This window comes from Bradyrhizobium sp. Leo114 (assembly GCF_055229415.2).
Map to the genome: position 1 here is coordinate 405,119 of NZ_JBUYEN020000001.1, position 15,720 is coordinate 420,838.

Consider the following 15,720-nt stretch of genomic DNA (forward strand, 5'->3'; position numbering starts at 1 on the left):
GTTACCCTCCCTCCAAAGCCCGTCACGCGCAGGCCAATCATTTAAGAAAAATGCAGGCAGCCGCCCGCAGCCTGGTTCGCCTGCTCGGGCGAACCAGCCAACATCTCGGAACCTCAAAGAGCTCTCAGGCGACCGCGCGCGCCGGCACCTTCGCCACAACACCGTCAAGGAAGCCGGTGAGCCGTTGCCGGATGATCTGCTCGGCTTCGGTCATGACGCGGTCGATCAGTTCCTGCACGGTCGGAATGTCATTGATCAATCCGACCACCATGCCGCAGCTCCAGGCGCCGGCATCCATTTCGCCGTCGACCATCACCTTGGGATAGACGCCCGCGACCTGATCGAGAATGTCCTCGATCTTCAGCCCCCTGCCCTTCTCGCGTTCGATCTCGACCAGGCGGTCGACGCCCTTGTTCTTCAACACGCGCTCGGTGTTGCGCAGCGCGCGCATCACCAGACGGGTGTCGAGCTCGGTGGCTTCCACCAGCGCCCGCTTCACATTCTCATGCACCGGCGCCTCCTTGGTCGCGACGAAGCGCGTACCCATGTTGATGCCATCGGCGCCCATCGCGAGCGACGCGACGAGGCTGCGGCCGTCAGCCATGCCGCCGGAAGCCACGAACGGAATCTTCAATTCATCCGCCGCGCGCGGCAGCAGGATCATGTTCGGGATATCGTCCTCACCGGGGTGACCGCCGCACTCGAAGCCATCGACGCTGACCGCATCGCAGCCGATCTTCTCGGCTTTCAGCGAATGGCGGACGGACGTGCATTTGTGGATCACCTTGATGCCGGCGGCCTTCAGCGCCGGCATGTACTGCTCGGGGCTGCGGCCCGCAGTCTCGACGATCTTGACCCCGCCCTCGCGGATCGCGGCAATATATTCCGGATAAGGCGGCGCGGTGAAGCTCGGCAGGAAGGTCAGATTGACGCCGAACGGCTTGTTGGTCATGTCGCGGCAACGCGCGATTTCCTTGGCGAGCAATTCCGGCGTCTTCTGCGTCAACCCGGTGATGATGCCAAGACCGCCGGCGTTCGACACCGCCGCGGCAAGCTCGGCAAAGCCGACATAGTGCATGCCGCCCTGGATGATCGGATGCTGGATGCCGAACAATTCAGTGATCGCTGTCTTCAAGACGTTTCTCCGCTTTCCCGATCAGTTGACGATTTCAAACAGGCCCGCGGCGCCCATGCCACCACCGATGCACATGGTCACCACGCCGTATTTCGCCTTGCGCCGCCGCCCCTCGATCAGGATATGGCCGGTCAGCCGCGCGCCGGTCATGCCGTAGGGGTGGCCAATCGCGATCGAGCCGCCATTGACGTTGAGTTTTTCAGGGTCGATGCCGAGCTTGTCGCGGCAATAGATCACCTGCACCGCATAGGCCTCATTGAGCTCCCAGAGATCGATGTCGTCGATCTTCAAATTGTGCCGCTTGAGCAGCCGCGGGATCGCGGCGACCGGACCGACGCCCATCTCATCCGGCTCGACCCCGGCGGCAACGAAGCCGCGAAAGATGCCGAGCGGCTTCAGTCCCTTCTGCGCGGCGACCTTGTCACTCATGATCACGCAGGCGGAGGCGCCGTCGGAGAGCTGGCTGGCATTGCCGGCGCTGATCGTCTTGCCCTCGAACACCGGCTTGATCTTCGCCAGACCTTCCGCCGTGGTCTCGGGCCGCGGTCCCTCGTCCTTGGCCAGCGTCACCTGCTTGTAGGAGACTTCCTTGGTATCCTTGTCGACAACCGCCATCCTGGTCGTGATCGGCACGATCTCGTCGTTGAAGCGGCCGCCCTGCAAGGCGGCGCCGACGCGGCGCTGGCACTCGAGCGAATATTCATCCTGCTGCTCGCGCCCTATCCCGTAGCGCTCGGCGACGACCTCGGCCGTCTCCAACATCGACATGTACATGTCGGGCTTCATCGCCATCAGCTCATCGTCGACAGCGTGGAACCTGTTCATGTGCTCGTTCTGCACCAGGCTGATCGACTCGATGCCGCCGCCGATCGCAACCTCGACGCCGTCCAGCATCACCGAGCGCGCCGCGACTGCAATCGCCTGCAGGCCGGAGGCGCATTGCCGGTCGATCGTGGTACCGGCGACCGTGACCGGCAAGCCAGCGCGGATCGCGCCCTTGCGCGCAACGTTCATCACCATGGTGCCCTGCTGCATCGCGCAGCCCATCACCACGTCCTCGACCTCGCCGGGCTCGATGCCGGCGCGCCGGACCGCTTCGGCCATCACATGGCCGGCCATGGTCGGCCCTTCCGTGTTGTTGAGCGCGCCGCGATAGGCCTTGCCGACGCCTGTACGCGCGGTCGATACGATCACTGCATCTCGCATGTGCTTTCCTCTTCTCCTCACGCGGCCTTGTCGAGCTGCGCATAGCGCAGGACATGAAAGGCGGGGTCGCCGAACTGGATGTTGATGGATGAAATCCGCTTGAAGTAATGGCCGACATTGAGCTCGTCAGTCATGCCCATGCCGCCGTGAAGCTGCACCGCCTGGTCGGCGACGAATTTCGCCGCATAGCCGATCTTCGACTTGGCGCCGGACGCAAGCCGTGAGCGTCCGGCGTCCTTTGCTGCAAGGCTGAGATTGAGATGCTGCATCAGGGAGAGCGCCTCCTGATGCGCAATGAACATATCGACCATCCGGTGCTGCAGCACCTGGAACGAGCCGAGCGTCGCGCCAAACTGCTTTCGCGTCTTGCTGTACTCGAGCGTCGCCGCATTCAGTTCTCCCATCGCGCCGACAGTCTCCGCGCAGAGCGCGCCGATGGCCCTGTCACGGCAGGTCTCGAGCGCAGCAACGCCCTCGCCTTCTCGCCCGAGCATCTGGCTCGCCGGCACCGAGACGTTCATCAGTGCAACCTCGGCCGCACGCCGGCCATCGATAGTCCTAAAGCCCTGCAGATGAAGGTTCGGGGAATGGCGATCGACAACGAACAGACTGACGCCGTTGCGATCACCCCGCTCGCCCGACGTGCGGGCGGAGACGATCAGACTGTCAGCCCAGGGCGCAGCCACGACCGCCGCCTTGGTACCGCTGAGCACGTAGCTGCCGCCCTCACGGCGCGCGGTGGTGGAAACATGGGCGAGATCGTAACGCGAGCGGCCTTCCGACCAGGCCAGTGCCCAGACATTCTCTCCGGACATGATGTCAGGGAGATACGTGGCCTGCTGAGCCGCTGAGCCAAAATCTCCGATCAGGCCGCCGGCAAGAACGACGGTCTCGAAGAACGGCTCGACCAGAAGGTGTCGGCCAAATTCCTGCATGATGATCATGGTGGCCAGCGGCCCGCCGCCGAGTCCGCCAACCTCCTCGGAGAACGGCGCGGCAAGCAAGCCGAGTTCGGCGAAGGACGACCAATGCTTGCGGCTCCAGCCCTCCTCGCTCGCGACGATCTTGCGGCGCGCGTCGAAATCGTACTGATCGCGCAACAGACGCTGCACGCTCGATCGCAACAGCTCCTGCTCTTCCGTGAACTGGATGTCCATTCCGATGCCTCCCGTCGCCCTATAGTCCGAGCACCGCTTTGGCGATGATGTTGCGCTGGATCTCGTTCGAGCCGCCGTAGATCGAGAGCTTGCGCGAGTTGAGATATTTTTCCGATACGGTGTGTCCGTAGTCCGGCCCCGGCATGAAATGATTGGCGCTCACCGGATGCTCGCGGATCGCGAGTCCGTAATTGCCGATCGCGCGGTGCGTCAGTTCGGTGATGGCCTGGAAAATCTCGGTGCCCCTGATCTTGAACAGCGACGCCGCCGGGCCGGGATCGATGCCGCGCGCCATTTGCGCGACGATACGAAGCTCGGTCGCCTCCAGCGCCAGCACATCGAGCTCGATGCGGGCGATGTCCCTGACGAATTCGAGATGGGCCGGATCGTCTTCGGGAATTTCCGCTTTGACGATCTTCTTGAGTCGCTCGATGTACCGCGTCGAGCGGCCGATGCCGGCCATGCTGGTGCGCTCATTGCCGAGCAGGAATTTGGCGTAGGTCCAGCCCTTGTTGTCTTCCCCGATCAGATTGGCGACGGGCACGCGGACGTTTTCTAGAAAAACGTCGTTCACCTCATGGCTGCCGTCGATCGTGATGATCGGGCGCACGGTGACGCCCGGCGACTTCATGTCGATCAAAAGGAACGAGATGCCGGATTGCGGCTTCGCGTTCTGGTCGGTACGCACCAGGCAGAAGATCCAATCGGCATGCTGAGCGAGCGTGGTCCAGGTCTTATGGCCGTTGACGATATAGTGGTCGCCGTCGCGCACCGCCTTGGTGCGCACGGAGGCAAGATCGGAGCCCGAGCCCGGCTCCGAATAGCCCTGGCACCACCAATCCTCACCGGACAGGATGCGCGGCAGGAACCGTTTCTTCTGCGCCTCATTGCCGAAGGTGTAGATCACAGGACCGACCATGGTGACGCTGAACGCGAGCGGCGGCAGCGTGCCGGCGCGCGTGGTCTCCTGATCGAAGATGAAGCGCTTGGTGATCGACCAGCCGGGGCCGCCATATTCTTTGGGCCAAAGCGGCGCGATCCAGCCCTTCTTGTAGAGGATGCGGTGCCAGAGCAGCATCTGCTCCTTGGTGAGGTCGGTGTCCGGATTGGGGACGCGCATCTCCGCCGGATAGTTTTCCGCAATGAAGGTTCGTACCTCGTCGCGAAATGCGGCTTCTTCAGGAGAAAGCACCAGCTCCATCGGACAGCGCTCCTACCAAATTCCGCCGAGGTAGACGGATCTGCGTTCCATGGCGTGCGACGCGGAGCCTGCGGCTTCGCCGATGCCAAGTGTCCCTGCCAAATTCGTCACCTCAGACCTCCCGACATATATCGAGCCGCTCGCGAGGCGACTTCATCACTCCTATATCTAACGTTCTTTTTTAGAACTCGTCAATTGCAATTCTTTGCGAGCTTTGGCTCGCGGACAGGCGACACGACAATAGCTGCTCAAATATCGGTGCGATATCGAATATTTCCATTTACATCGCACGCGACGCTTTCTAATAATTCGGTACCAAATAAGAACTATATGGGAGAACAGGATGACGGAACGCCGCGGGGTCGCGATATTGGTTGGTGCGGGCGACGCGATCGGGGCCGCTGTCGCGCGGCGTTTCGCAAACGGCGGCTACACCGTCTGCATCTGTCGCCGCGACGCCACCAAATCGCAGGAGCTGGTCGACGAATTGAAGGCCGCTGGCCACGAGGTCCATGCGCTCAGCGTTGACGCAAGGCAGGAAGCGGAAGTCCAGGATCTGTTCGCCCGCGTCGAGAAAGAGATCGGCCCGATCGAGATCTGCCTCTTCAACGCCGGCTCGAACGTCAACAAGCCGTTGCTGGAGACCACCGAAAAGCTGTTCTTCAAGGCCTGGGAGCTGGCCTGCTATGCCGGATTCCTGGTCGGCCGCGAGGCGGCGCGCTATATGGTGCCACGCGGCCGTGGAACCATCTTTTTCACCGGAGCGACCGCGAGCATCCGCGGCGGCACCGGCTTTGCCGCGTTCTCATCGGCGAAATTCGCACTACGCGGGGTCGCGCAGGCGATGGCGCGCGAACTCGGTCCGAAAAACATCCATGTCGTGCACCTCATCATCGATGCCGGTGTCGACAGCCCGGCCATCCATGAGCGCATGAAGGCCCGCGGCATCGAGGCGAGCGCGATCCCACAGGACAGCCTGACCAAGACGTCGTCGATCGCGGACGCCTATTGGTTCGCGCATCAGCAGACTCGGGACGGCTGGACCCACGAACTCGATCTGCGCCCCTCGGTGGAGAAATGGTGAGATGGCCGCGCCGGAGCTGACCCTCTGGGGCGTAGGCACGAGCCGGACGATCAGGCCGCACTGGGCCATGCATGAGCTTGGCCTCTCCTATAAGACGCGGCCGATCGGTCCCCGCACCGGCGAGACCAAGACGACGGAATATACTTCGCTCAATCCGCGGCAGAAGATTCCGCTGCTGCAGGACGGCGATTTCTGTATCGGCGAGAGTGCAGCGATCGTGGCCTATCTGTCGCGAACTTATTCGACGCCCGAGCGTGCGCTGATTCCGGAGAGCCAGCGCGATTACGCCGCCTGGCTCGAATGGTGCTTCTTCATCGTTGCCGAGCTCGATGCGACCAGCCTGTACGTCATGCGCCGCCACAGCGGCAATGCGCTGGGCCACATCTATGGGGTCGCGCCCGATGTCGTGGCGCAGGCGGCGGAGTATTTCCGCCAGCAATCGCGCCACGTCGAGATCGCGCTCGCTGACGGCCGCCAATTCCTGATGGGCGATCGTTTCACCAGCGCCGATATCCTGCTCACCACTTGCCTGGATTGGGCAATCGCCTACGGCGTCGGCATCTGCGACCACGCCCATCCCTATCTCGAGCGCATCCATCAGCGGGACGCGTATCAGCGCGGCCAGGCCGCAAACAAGCCGCTTGCCCCGGTCACACCGCCCGCGCCGAGGGCGTGAGCAGCCAAGCGCGGGACAGCAGTTCTCCCTCTCCCCGTCCCTCTCCCCGTGAAGAACGGGGAGAGGGAGAGGGAGAGAGAGAGCGCGCGAGCGCGTCCCACTCGTCGCTTATTGATTGCGCGGCACCTACACCGCCACCCGCACGGCCTTTTCGCTCACCATCCGATCGATCGCCGCGTCGTCATAGCCGAGCTCGCGCAACACTTCGCGCGAATGCTCGCCGACGCGGGGGGCCGGTCCGCCAATCGACGCCTCGTTGACTTCGAAACGCGCCGCTGGCTTGGGCTGCCGCACGCGCCCGACCTTGGGCTGGTCGAATTCGGTGATGATGTCGCGCGCCACCACCTGCTCGTTATGGATGATCTCGGCGCGGCGCAGGATCGGCGCGCAGGGAACATCGGCGGCGTCGAGCCGCTCTAGCCATTCGGCCGTGGTGTGCTGCGCGATATATTCGGCCATCTTGTTGATGCGCGCCGTCGCATTCACCGATCGCGCGGAAGGCGTCGCAAAGCGCGGATCCTTGGCGAGCTCGGGATCGCCGGTGGCGCGGCAAAAGCCCTGCCATTCGGAATCCGAGATCGTGCCGGCAGTGATGTAGCCGTCACTGGTCTTGAAGACGAGATCCGGCCGGTCATTCGGATCGGCGGCGGTCTCTTCGGCGCCGACCACCGTGTATTGCATCATGCCTTCCGGCCACAGATACGAGATCATCGCATCCAGCATCGCGACCCGGATGTGATCGCCCTGCCCTGTCTTCTCGCGGGCATAGAGCGCGGCCGCCACCGCCTGCGCCGTCATCACCGCCGTGGTCTTGTCGCAGACGATGGTGCGGATCATCTGCGGACGGTTCGTAATGGGCTGCGACTGGATGTCGGCGAATCCAGACAATCCCTGGATGATCGGATCGTACACCCGCTTCTTCACATAGGGACCGGTCTCGCCGACCCCGCTGATCGAGACATAGATCAAGCGCGGATGGCGCTGGCGGAGCTCATCCGCGCCAAGGCCAAGCCGCTCCATCGTGCCGGGCCGGAAATTCTGCACCAGCACGTCGGCCTGCGCGACGAGCTTGGCCAGCACCTCGCGGCCGGCCTCGCTCTTGACGTCGATCGCGAGCGAGCGCTTGCCGCGATTGGAGGAAATGAACAGCGCCGAGAACTCGCCGGACTTGTCGATGGTGGCGCGGCTGCGGCGGGTGATGTCGCCGCCAACAGGCTCGATCTTGAGAACGTCGGCGCCCTGGTCGGCGAGGAACATGGTCGCGAACGGCCCCGACACCACGCCGGTCAGATCCAATACGCGTACGCCATTGAGAGGGCCCGGCATCACGTTCTCCTTATTTGTTCGGCAATCTCCGGCCGCCGCGACCAGGCGCTCACGCGCTCTTGGCCAACTGCCTTGTCTGCTCGACGATGGATTCCTCGACGTCGCGAAGCTGGTCCTTGCCGAAGAACATCTCCTTGCCGACGAAGAAGGTCGGCGAACCGAACGCGCCGCGGTTGACCGCGTCTGCCGTCAGGTCGATCAGCCGCTTCTTGACGTCGTCCTGCTGCGCCCGTGCGATCAGCCTGTCGGCGTCCAGGCCGGAAGATTTGAGCGCGGCGCGAACCACTTCGACGTCATCCATCTTCTTCGGCTCCTCCCACATGTGGTGGAAGGCCGCACGGAAATAGGGCTCGAATACGCCTTCGAATTGCGCAGCGACCGCGCCACGCATCAGCATCAGGGTGATGACCGGGAAGAACGGGTTCGATCGATAGGTCGTGATGTTGTGGCGGCGGATGAAGCGCTCGGTCTCCAGCGCCATGTATTCCGGCTTGTTCTTGATGCCGCGCAGTGAATCCGCCGGCGACATGTTGCCGGTCGCCTTGAAAATTCCGCCGAGCAGGACCGGCACATAGTCGAACTTCACGCCGGTGCGTTGTTCGATCGAAGGAATCACGAGTTCCGCCAGATAGGCGTTCGGGCTGCCGAAATCGAAATGGAATTCAACCTTCAAGGGATTTCCCACCGGCCTCTCCTCGCGGGCATCCGTTATTCTCCGCCTGCCACGCGCAGGCGATCTGCAGCCATGCCCTGGCTAGTCCCCGTCATACAGTTCCAAAAATGAACTGTCAATTCTGGAGACCGTCCAATATGCTGCTGCAACCGAAGCTCGAAGCATTGTGCGGCGGAGCCGGCCTCTCAGGGAGCGCCCCTCATGATCACGACCCTCGACCACACCAGCGTCCTGGTTCACGATCTCGACACCGGCATTGCCGCTTATCGCGAGGTGCTCGCGAGGGAGCCGGCGTTTCGCGCCAGAACTGATGGCGTCGAAAGCGCGTTCTTCGTTTTGGACAACGCTACCTTTCGGGTCGCGGCACCCAACGGCGAAGGCGCGTTCGGCGCGCGCGCCCGCGCCGTCCTTGCCGAGAGCGGCGAAGGCCTGTGGTGTCTGGACTTTGCGGTCGACGACATCGAAAAGAGTTATCGGCGATTGAAACATATCTCGCTGCAGCCGGACGATGTCTCCGACATCACCTGGAGCGATCTTGCGACCGACACGATGCTCTCCTGGAAGCGGAACGGCTTGCCGGCCGAACAATCACATGGCGTACCGATCCGCTTCAGCAAGCTTCTATCCGAAGCGGCCCGCTCCGCAGCGACAGCGCCGGCTACGGTTCGCAGGATGGACCTGGTGGTGGTTGCGACCGACGAGCCGGAGCGCGCGATAGCGCTCTACGGCGCGCGTCTCGGGTTAGAGCTGATCTTCGACCGCGCCGACGCAAAGAGCAAAAGCCGATTGATGCAATTTGCCTGCGGCGACATGTTGATCGAAGTTGTCCACCGTCCGGCCGAAGGCGACGCGCGCAAGGCGGACCGCCTCTGGGGCATCGCCTGGTCGGTCGACGATGCCGACGCCGCCCGCGAGCGGCTGCTGCGCGCCGGCCGCAACGTGTCCGATGTCAAGGCCGGTGCCAAGCCGGGAACGCGGGTGTTCACCCTCCGCGACGGCACGTGCAACGTCCCCACCCTGTACGTGCAGCATCTTTCGTAAAAGCCGTAGGCCAGAGCCTTCCAGCGCTCACGTCATTTCAACACTTCGCAAACCGTCTGTTGTTCGATGCCCGCCGGCCTCGGATATCGCGCCGAGACGTTGTTCCACCATGCATCGAGCGTATCGCGGTCGCAGCTGAGGCGGACGCTCATGCCGTCGGCGAACTTGATCCAATCTGCAAAGCGGTGGCTGGGCACCGCGATCACGACCGGGACGTCCGCGCTGAGCGCACGCTCGACCAGATAGCAAAGGCCCTTGCCCTCGCATTCCTGCCGGCCGAAGCGGTTGACGATCAGCACGTCGGCGCCGCGATCGATCGCCGCCGCGATCCGCTGGCCCGCATCGAGCAACTGGCCGACGTCAAGCCGGCAGCCGGCCGAGCAACTGCCGAGGTCCTGGAATAGCTGCAGCTCCTCGCCGGTATGGACCAGCATGGCGGATAGGCCGGCATCGAGGCAGTGATGGCCGAGCTGCACAATCCCGACCGCGCGATATCCGGCTCTGTTCAGGCTGGCGGCGAAATCGCGCAGGATCTCGTCGGGATCCTGATGCTGCTCATACACGAGCGCAGCAAGATCGCATTGGGAGTCGAACATGGCGGGCCTCATCTCCATTTGCGACGGGCCCCCGGTCCGGGCTCCGTTATATCCGTCACCATATCACGTCTCAGCGGTTTCCGGCCATACCCGTGACGCGGCGCGGCAGGGTCAAAAAAGACGGGCTGGACGCCCGGGATCGCATCGATATATCCTGATGGATATAACGTATATTTGTTCGGAGCTATGATGCAGATCGACACCCAGGCCCTGACGACGTGCGAAGTCGCCGCTGATGGCGCCGTTTCGCTTGGCTTCGTCGATTCCGCCGGTAATCCCGCGACCCTGCGGCTTTCGCTCAACCAGGTCGGCACGCTGGTGATGACCCTGCCGGGATTGCTCGACAAGGCGCTGCAGCGCCGCTACGGCGACGGCAGCCTCCGCTACGCTTATCCGCTGGATTCCTGGATGGTCGAGCAATCGAGCGATCCGAGCGTGCGCATGGTGACGCTGCGGACGGTGGATGGGTTCAGCGTCTGCTTCTCGGTTCTGCGCGAGCAGCAGAACTCCTTGGGAGAGGCGATCGCGGCCGAACCGCAGCAAGGCGTGACGCTGCGCACGAACTGACGGCGGCATCACGCCTTGCGGGCGATATCGGTCTGCAAGGCCGCCAGTTCCTTGCGCACCGCGCTCGCTGCATCGCGCTCGATCTTGCGATAGCGCGCGACCAGGGAGAGGCCGAACGGCGTCAACATTGCGCCGCCGCCATTCTTGCCGCCGGTCTGCCGCTCGACTGCCGGATGCCGGCAGATCCGGTTGATCTCGTCGACCAGGTCCCACGCCCGCTTATAGGACATCTCCATGGCGCGGCCGGCGGCCGAAATCGACCCGCAATCGCGGATATGCTCAAGCAACTGGATCTTGCCGGGCCCGATCCGCTCGTCGCTATCGAGATCGATGCGAACGCTCAAATGTGGAAGCGATTTGGCGCCCAGTTTTGACATGCAGAATCCGTTGGTTGCGTCTGCCCCTAGAATGCCATTGAAGCTTTTCACGGACAAGATGAGCGCCGGCCGATAGCGCCACGATTGACGTCGGCCGGCGCCGTCTCTTCAGGCGCGATGAGATGAGGATGAATCATCATCGCGCTTTAGGTTGTTGTTTGAGCGTGATCCTTTCGAAAAACCGCTTCACACTTTTCCGGATCACACCCTAGACTAGAGCAAGTCGCTCAACTGTTACTTTAACGGAACGGGCGTGATCGCGAATGGACCGGGATCTTTCCCCTTATTGGGACCGATGAGGTAGGACAGCTTGCCCTCGGCGATCCATCCGGTGTTGCCGACCTGGGTCACCGAAACGGGCTCGGCAAGACCGTCCTTGATGACATCGACCTTGGCCTCATCGCCCGTCACCGTGACCTTGTCGAGCCGGCCTGCGCCTTCGACCAGCAGGAAGTCGCCGCCGAACGCGCGCATGGCGTCCGCGTGATCCAGCGGACGGGACGGCTTCAACTCGGTGATCTCCCCCGCCTTGCCGTCCTTGACCGCGATCTTGAACAGTTTGGCGGGAATAAAGGTCGTGACGTAGAGATGGCCGTCCGATCCGACCGCGATGCCGTCGAGCCCGACCCCGTCCTTGGCCGGCGCCAGCAGCGGATTGGTCGCCCACACGTCGAGCGCCGTGCCGCCTGGCTTCAGGCTGTAGATATACGGCGCGAAGGAGTCGGTGACGTAAGCGGTTCCGTCACCGCCGATCGCGATGTCGTTGCAAAGCGATTTCGGATCCTTGAGCTGAAAGCTCGCCTTCGGGGCGCCGGTGGCGAGATCGAAGGTTTTCAGCCAGGCGCCCTTGGTCTCGCTGGGACCGGCAACGCCCGAACCGCTCAGGTCGTTGGAACAGACGTACAAGGTGCGGCTCTTTTCATCGGCGAGCACGCCGAGCACCGAACGGCTGCCGTCGGCGCCGGGCGAGATGAACTGCTCGGTTTTTCCGCCCGGTGCCGCCTTTATGACGCCGCCCAGGTTGAAGCTTCCGATATAGAGCGTGCCGTCGCTGGTGGCGGTTACGCTCTCCGGATGGCTCTTGTCGGGGACGCCGATCGGCGTCTCCGCACGCGCCGTGCCGAGCATGAGCAATATCAACCCGGCCGCGCCGAGCGCCCATGCATTACGGTTCTTGAGCAAGTCTCCCTGTCGCAGCGAGCACAGGGCAACGCTGTCATTCTGTTTCATGTTTTGGTTCCTGATGGACGTGGGGTGGACGAGGCAATGCCTCGAACGAACGATCATCGATCGATGATCGTTCACTGCGCGTCCTGCAGGACCGGAACTCCGTAGCTCTTCCGGCCCGGCTGTTCGCCCTCGATGTATAGCGCAACATACAACGATGCGAAAGCCGCCGCTGTCGTACGGATCGCCTCGGCGATCTCGCTTTATCGCGCTTCAGGCGTCATTTGCGATTGAGAGCCTCGATGCCCGCCTGGCAGACGACGGCGTCCTGCACGCCTGCTCCTCCGCTGCATCCAATGGCGCCGATGACCTTGCCTCGCTGATGATTGGCATGCCACCTGGCGAAGCGACCAGCGTTGGATCGAGCGTCATCACGTAGGGATGGCCGGTCTCCGTCAGATCGAACATGCCCTTGGTGTCGCGCCGAAAGCGCGCGGCGGTGCGCGCCTTATTCTGGGCGATGGTTGGCGATGCCAACATGGTGTCGTCCATTTTCACGAAATAGGTCAGGTCGCCCGAGGGCGATACGACCGCGATGGCCATCTTCCACCCCCGCTTGGATGCTTCCGCAAACGCGGCTTCCACCGCTTGTCGGGCAAGATCGAGCGAGATCGGCGTCCCATAGGGAATGTCGGCGGGCATCTTCTCGGGCACGCCGGGCGGGAGCGGTTGCTGTGCCGATGCCGCTCCTGCGGTGAGCGCCGCCACACAGGCGATGATCCAAGTTGCAAAACCATGACGGAAGCCGAAAGGAACAAAAGCAAACAGCCGTAACGCCAGGAAACGCAAATAAATCATGATAAAACCCCAGTTGTGGCCGCAAGATCAAAGCACAACTTGAGGCTGATCCTCAAGTTTCCGAACGATTTGTCCTGCCGCCGGCGATCCGGGCGCGTCCTTTCAACGCCGATATCGTGATGCTAGTTTCGACCGCGGCAGGGAGCACCTGCTTCCTGCTTCATTCCGGACAGGAGGACGACATGCCTGAGAGCGTCTACAAGGTCATCGAACTGATCGGCACCAGCAACGAATCCTGGGAAAAGGCCGCGGCCAACGCGGTCAGCCAAGCGGCAAAATCGCTCCGAGATCTTCGCGTCGCAGAGGTTGTCAAACTCGATCTGCAACTGGACGCCAAGGGGCAAGTCGAGGCCTACCGCGCCAAGCTCAACGTATCCTTCAAGTTCGAGGGCTCCTGACGTTTTCGCAACCTCGCCCCGCTCGCGGGGCGAGGTTGAACTTGATCGCAGTCCGCTTCCACGCTGATCTCAATTCGAGATTTCGGAGTATCCAGTATCCCCCTCTTTTCGCTCAAGAAATCCGCTGCGCCAATTTGATGGTTTTCAACCGATAGCGATAACCATTTGATTACCGTGCACTGCAAACGAGCTGCGCCTCCACCATTTGGGTAACGATCGGTGACGTATAAGGCGCCGATCCCATCTCGGCCCGGCGTCATGCTTCTCGACCAGTTTTCGATCCTCGTCGCCATCGGCTTCTCGGGCGCCTCCCTTGGACTGACGCTCTGCATGATGTGGGTCGTCGGAAGATCCGAGACCCACCTGCTAAGCTGGTCGATCGGCCTTGCCTTTATCGTCGCCGGAGTGGCGTTCTTTGGCACTGTCATTCAAAGGTACGACGCCAATCTGCTGCTCGTGTCCTTCGTGCTGCTGATGTGCGGCTTCGGACTGCTCTACGCGGGCTCGGCCAAATTCTGCTCAAGTCGGTTCAATTGGTTCACCGTATTCGCCGTGGTCGGCCTTGGCATTCTGTCCACATCGGCCACATTCGCGTTTGGCTATTCCGGCACCGGGACGATCGCTGCAAATGTCGTGATCGGCATGCTGCTGCTTATGACCGCTTTCCAGTACTGGACGGCGCGCGCCGAATCCCCGCTCCTGATGTCCGCCAATGCGACGCTCTATCTGATCGCCTCAGCATCGTTCGTCGCGTGTGGCTATGCCCTCGCCGAGCAAGGCCAGTTCGTCCTGACCGCTCGTCCATCCAATTGGGCCGAAGACATCAATTCCATCGTCGTGATCGCGGGCTTGACCGGCATCGGCACATTATCGCTCACCCTCAATCAGGCCCGGATCGCGAACCGGCATAAGTCGGAAGCCATGACCGACGCCTTGACCGGACTCTTAAATCGCCGCGCGCTGTTTGACGGTCCGCCCGCCCAGGTCCCGGTTGGCACCGCCGTCGTCGCCATGGATCTGGACCACTTCAAGACCATCAACGATCGGTTCGGACACGATTCCGGCGACCGGACGTTGAAGGCCTTTGCCGAAATCATCACCGCAAATATCCGTTCAGACGACCTGGCCGCGCGAATAGGCGGCGAAGAATTCTGCATCGTGATGCTGAACTCGAGTCCAAGGGCCTCGGCAGCCGTTGCCGAGCGCATCAGAGCGCAGATCGAGGCGATGTCCGTCCCTACTCCTTTGGGCCCCATCCAGACGACCGTAAGCGGTGGAATTGCCCACGCCACCGGATCGGAGACGATCCAGTCGCTACTGATCCGCGCCGATGAAGCCCTCTATGAAGCGAAGACCTCCGGCCGCAATCGCGTGAAACTCTCGGAGTTCGGGTTGGCTGCTTAGGCGCCCCCATCGCGGGCTCATACTCAAATAATGAGCGGACGCTTGAGGCAAACTCAACCTCATCGGCACGCGCCGGAATTCGTGATGGTACGACCGCGCCGACCTCGCGCGTGATTGAAACGATGTGACAGAGTATTCCTTTAATCGGTCGATCGATTCTCCATCTCCACAGAGAATCCAACGCTCTTGGCTTTTCGTATCCGATGGAGAAATTGAGTGAGCAAGTCTGGACTTCTCTCGGCGGCACTGATCGCCGCAGCCGTGTTCGCAACTCCCGCTCTGGCTCGCGAAAATCATGTAAGCTCCCGGCACCTCACGGAGAGCGCCGACGCAAATGCCACGATCGGCGCGGGTCATGATGAATGGCGCGCCTGCTACGGCAACCTTGCTGGCAATTTGCATCGTGAACTCTGCGGTTACGAGGGCCGCGATATGTGGGGACAATGGGGCGGCTACTACGGGCCCATGGTTCACGTGCCTTGACGTGTTCGGCGTACGGGATGGATCGCCGCGCGGTACGCTCGGCGCAAGAATTATTTCCTGAATACCTGCTTTGACGGGGCGTCGAACCTGGCTACGGGCCGATCCATCTGCCAGAGCTCCACATCGTGGCTGTCGACAAGACGCTCGGCGGATTTGATGGCTGAATCATCATCGACACAATCGATCCGAACCACTCCAATCGACCGGCCGTGCAGTCCAACAATGTATGCATGATAGACCGTCATCTTGGCCTCCAAGCAGCGTGAACGCCGCGCGGGTGAATTTGCTGGTCCTGCCCCTCAGAGTGGACAATCATCTTCTGTCCCTGTCGCCACGGCTAGGCCGAACGCTTGCCCGGAAGGTGAATGGCA

Annotated in this window: 18 protein-coding genes; 7 read left to right on the plus strand and 11 right to left on the minus strand. The window is 62.2% G+C overall.

The features are described 5' to 3' along the window. Positions 1 to 124 precede the first annotated feature (124 nt). The 4 genes from ACZIRK_RS01765 to ACZIRK_RS01780 are packed head-to-tail and all read right to left on the minus strand — an operon-like array spanning position 125 to position 4,699. Positions 125 to 1,135 (minus strand): NAD(P)H-dependent flavin oxidoreductase, encoded by a 1,011-nt coding sequence (locus ACZIRK_RS01765; protein ID WP_463326845.1) that lies wholly within the window; start codon positions 1,133 to 1,135, stop codon positions 125 to 127. A gap of 21 nt (positions 1,136 to 1,156) precedes the next feature. Further along, complete coding sequence (locus ACZIRK_RS01770; protein WP_463326846.1) at positions 1,157 to 2,341, minus strand: acetyl-CoA C-acyltransferase; 1,185 nt, start codon at positions 2,339 to 2,341, stop codon at positions 1,157 to 1,159. 17 nt (positions 2,342 to 2,358) lie between these two features. Next, positions 2,359 to 3,498, minus strand: coding sequence for an acyl-CoA dehydrogenase family protein (locus tag ACZIRK_RS01775; RefSeq protein WP_463326847.1), 1,140 nt, complete (start codon positions 3,496 to 3,498; stop codon positions 2,359 to 2,361). 19 nt (positions 3,499 to 3,517) lie between these two features. After that, positions 3,518 to 4,699, minus strand: coding sequence for an acyl-CoA dehydrogenase family protein (locus ACZIRK_RS01780; protein WP_463326848.1), 1,182 nt, complete (start codon positions 4,697 to 4,699; stop codon positions 3,518 to 3,520). Between the two features lie 343 nt (positions 4,700 to 5,042). On the opposite strand from ACZIRK_RS01780, the gene ACZIRK_RS01785 reads away from it, so the two are divergent. Together ACZIRK_RS01785 and ACZIRK_RS01790 are read left to right on the plus strand one after the other, a co-directional pair. Further along, positions 5,043 to 5,783 (plus strand): SDR family NAD(P)-dependent oxidoreductase, encoded by a 741-nt coding sequence (locus ACZIRK_RS01785; RefSeq protein ID WP_130230019.1) that lies wholly within the window; start codon positions 5,043 to 5,045, stop codon positions 5,781 to 5,783. A 1-nt stretch (position 5,784) separates the two neighbouring features. Beyond that, positions 5,785 to 6,459, plus strand: a complete 675-nt coding sequence (locus ACZIRK_RS01790; RefSeq protein ID WP_463326849.1) for a glutathione S-transferase family protein — start codon at positions 5,785 to 5,787, stop codon at positions 6,457 to 6,459. Between the two features lie 126 nt (positions 6,460 to 6,585). Here ACZIRK_RS01790 and ACZIRK_RS01795 read toward each other — a convergent pair whose 3' ends face one another. Then, complete coding sequence (locus tag ACZIRK_RS01795; RefSeq protein ID WP_463326850.1) at positions 6,586 to 7,785, minus strand: CaiB/BaiF CoA transferase family protein; 1,200 nt, start codon at positions 7,783 to 7,785, stop codon at positions 6,586 to 6,588. A 49-nt stretch (positions 7,786 to 7,834) separates the two neighbouring features. Further along, positions 7,835 to 8,470 carry a 2-hydroxychromene-2-carboxylate isomerase gene (locus tag ACZIRK_RS01800; RefSeq protein ID WP_028168614.1) on the minus strand — a complete coding sequence of 212 codons (636 nt, stop codon included), beginning with the start codon at positions 8,468 to 8,470 and terminating at the stop codon, positions 7,835 to 7,837. 189 nt (positions 8,471 to 8,659) lie between these two features. Here ACZIRK_RS01800 and ACZIRK_RS01805 point away from each other — a divergent pair, with 189 nt between their 5' ends. Next, positions 8,660 to 9,499 carry a VOC family protein gene (locus ACZIRK_RS01805; RefSeq protein WP_463326851.1) on the plus strand — a complete coding sequence of 280 codons (840 nt, stop codon included), beginning with the start codon at positions 8,660 to 8,662 and terminating at the stop codon, positions 9,497 to 9,499. A gap of 32 nt (positions 9,500 to 9,531) precedes the next feature. Here the strand turns inward: ACZIRK_RS01805 and ACZIRK_RS01810 are convergent, their stop codons facing one another. Continuing rightward, positions 9,532 to 10,095, minus strand: a complete 564-nt coding sequence (locus ACZIRK_RS01810; protein ID WP_463326852.1) for a DUF2478 domain-containing protein — start codon at positions 10,093 to 10,095, stop codon at positions 9,532 to 9,534. Positions 10,096 to 10,284: 189 nt separating this feature from the next. On the opposite strand from ACZIRK_RS01810, the gene ACZIRK_RS01815 reads away from it, so the two are divergent. Then, on the plus strand, positions 10,285 to 10,662 hold the full coding sequence (locus tag ACZIRK_RS01815) for a hypothetical protein (protein ID WP_463326853.1): 378 nt from the start codon (positions 10,285 to 10,287) through the stop codon (positions 10,660 to 10,662). A gap of 8 nt (positions 10,663 to 10,670) precedes the next feature. On the opposite strand, the gene ACZIRK_RS01820 is transcribed toward ACZIRK_RS01815, so the two are convergent. From ACZIRK_RS01820 to ACZIRK_RS01830, 3 genes are all read right to left on the minus strand, one after another. Beyond that, positions 10,671 to 11,039, minus strand: coding sequence for a winged helix-turn-helix domain-containing protein (locus tag ACZIRK_RS01820; RefSeq protein ID WP_028168618.1), 369 nt, complete (start codon positions 11,037 to 11,039; stop codon positions 10,671 to 10,673). Between the two features lie 234 nt (positions 11,040 to 11,273). Continuing rightward, complete coding sequence (locus tag ACZIRK_RS01825; protein WP_463326854.1) at positions 11,274 to 12,269, minus strand: NHL repeat-containing protein; 996 nt, start codon at positions 12,267 to 12,269, stop codon at positions 11,274 to 11,276. 210 nt (positions 12,270 to 12,479) lie between these two features. After that, a complete protein-coding gene (locus ACZIRK_RS01830) occupies positions 12,480 to 13,064 on the minus strand; it encodes a GlcG/HbpS family heme-binding protein (RefSeq protein WP_463326855.1) in 585 nt (194 codons plus the stop codon). Positions 13,065 to 13,246: 182 nt separating this feature from the next. Between ACZIRK_RS01830 and ACZIRK_RS01835 the strand changes: the two genes are divergently transcribed. The 3 genes from ACZIRK_RS01835 (at position 13,247) to ACZIRK_RS01845 (ending at position 15,349) form a co-directional block, all read left to right on the plus strand. Then, the gene (locus tag ACZIRK_RS01835; RefSeq protein ID WP_028168620.1) at positions 13,247 to 13,462 is read left to right on the plus strand and encodes a dodecin family protein; all 216 of its coding nucleotides are present in this window, start codon (positions 13,247 to 13,249) and stop codon (positions 13,460 to 13,462) included. 219 nt (positions 13,463 to 13,681) lie between these two features. Beyond that, a complete protein-coding gene (locus ACZIRK_RS01840; RefSeq protein WP_463326856.1) occupies positions 13,682 to 14,866 on the plus strand; it encodes a GGDEF domain-containing protein in 1,185 nt (394 codons plus the stop codon). Between the two features lie 216 nt (positions 14,867 to 15,082). Then, positions 15,083 to 15,349 carry a hypothetical protein gene (locus ACZIRK_RS01845; protein ID WP_463326857.1) on the plus strand — a complete coding sequence of 89 codons (267 nt, stop codon included), beginning with the start codon at positions 15,083 to 15,085 and terminating at the stop codon, positions 15,347 to 15,349. 50 nt (positions 15,350 to 15,399) lie between these two features. Here ACZIRK_RS01845 and ACZIRK_RS01850 read toward each other — a convergent pair whose 3' ends face one another. Then, on the minus strand, positions 15,400 to 15,594 hold the full coding sequence (locus tag ACZIRK_RS01850; RefSeq protein WP_027577817.1) for a hypothetical protein: 195 nt from the start codon (positions 15,592 to 15,594) through the stop codon (positions 15,400 to 15,402). Between the last annotated feature and the right edge of the window lie 126 nt (positions 15,595 to 15,720).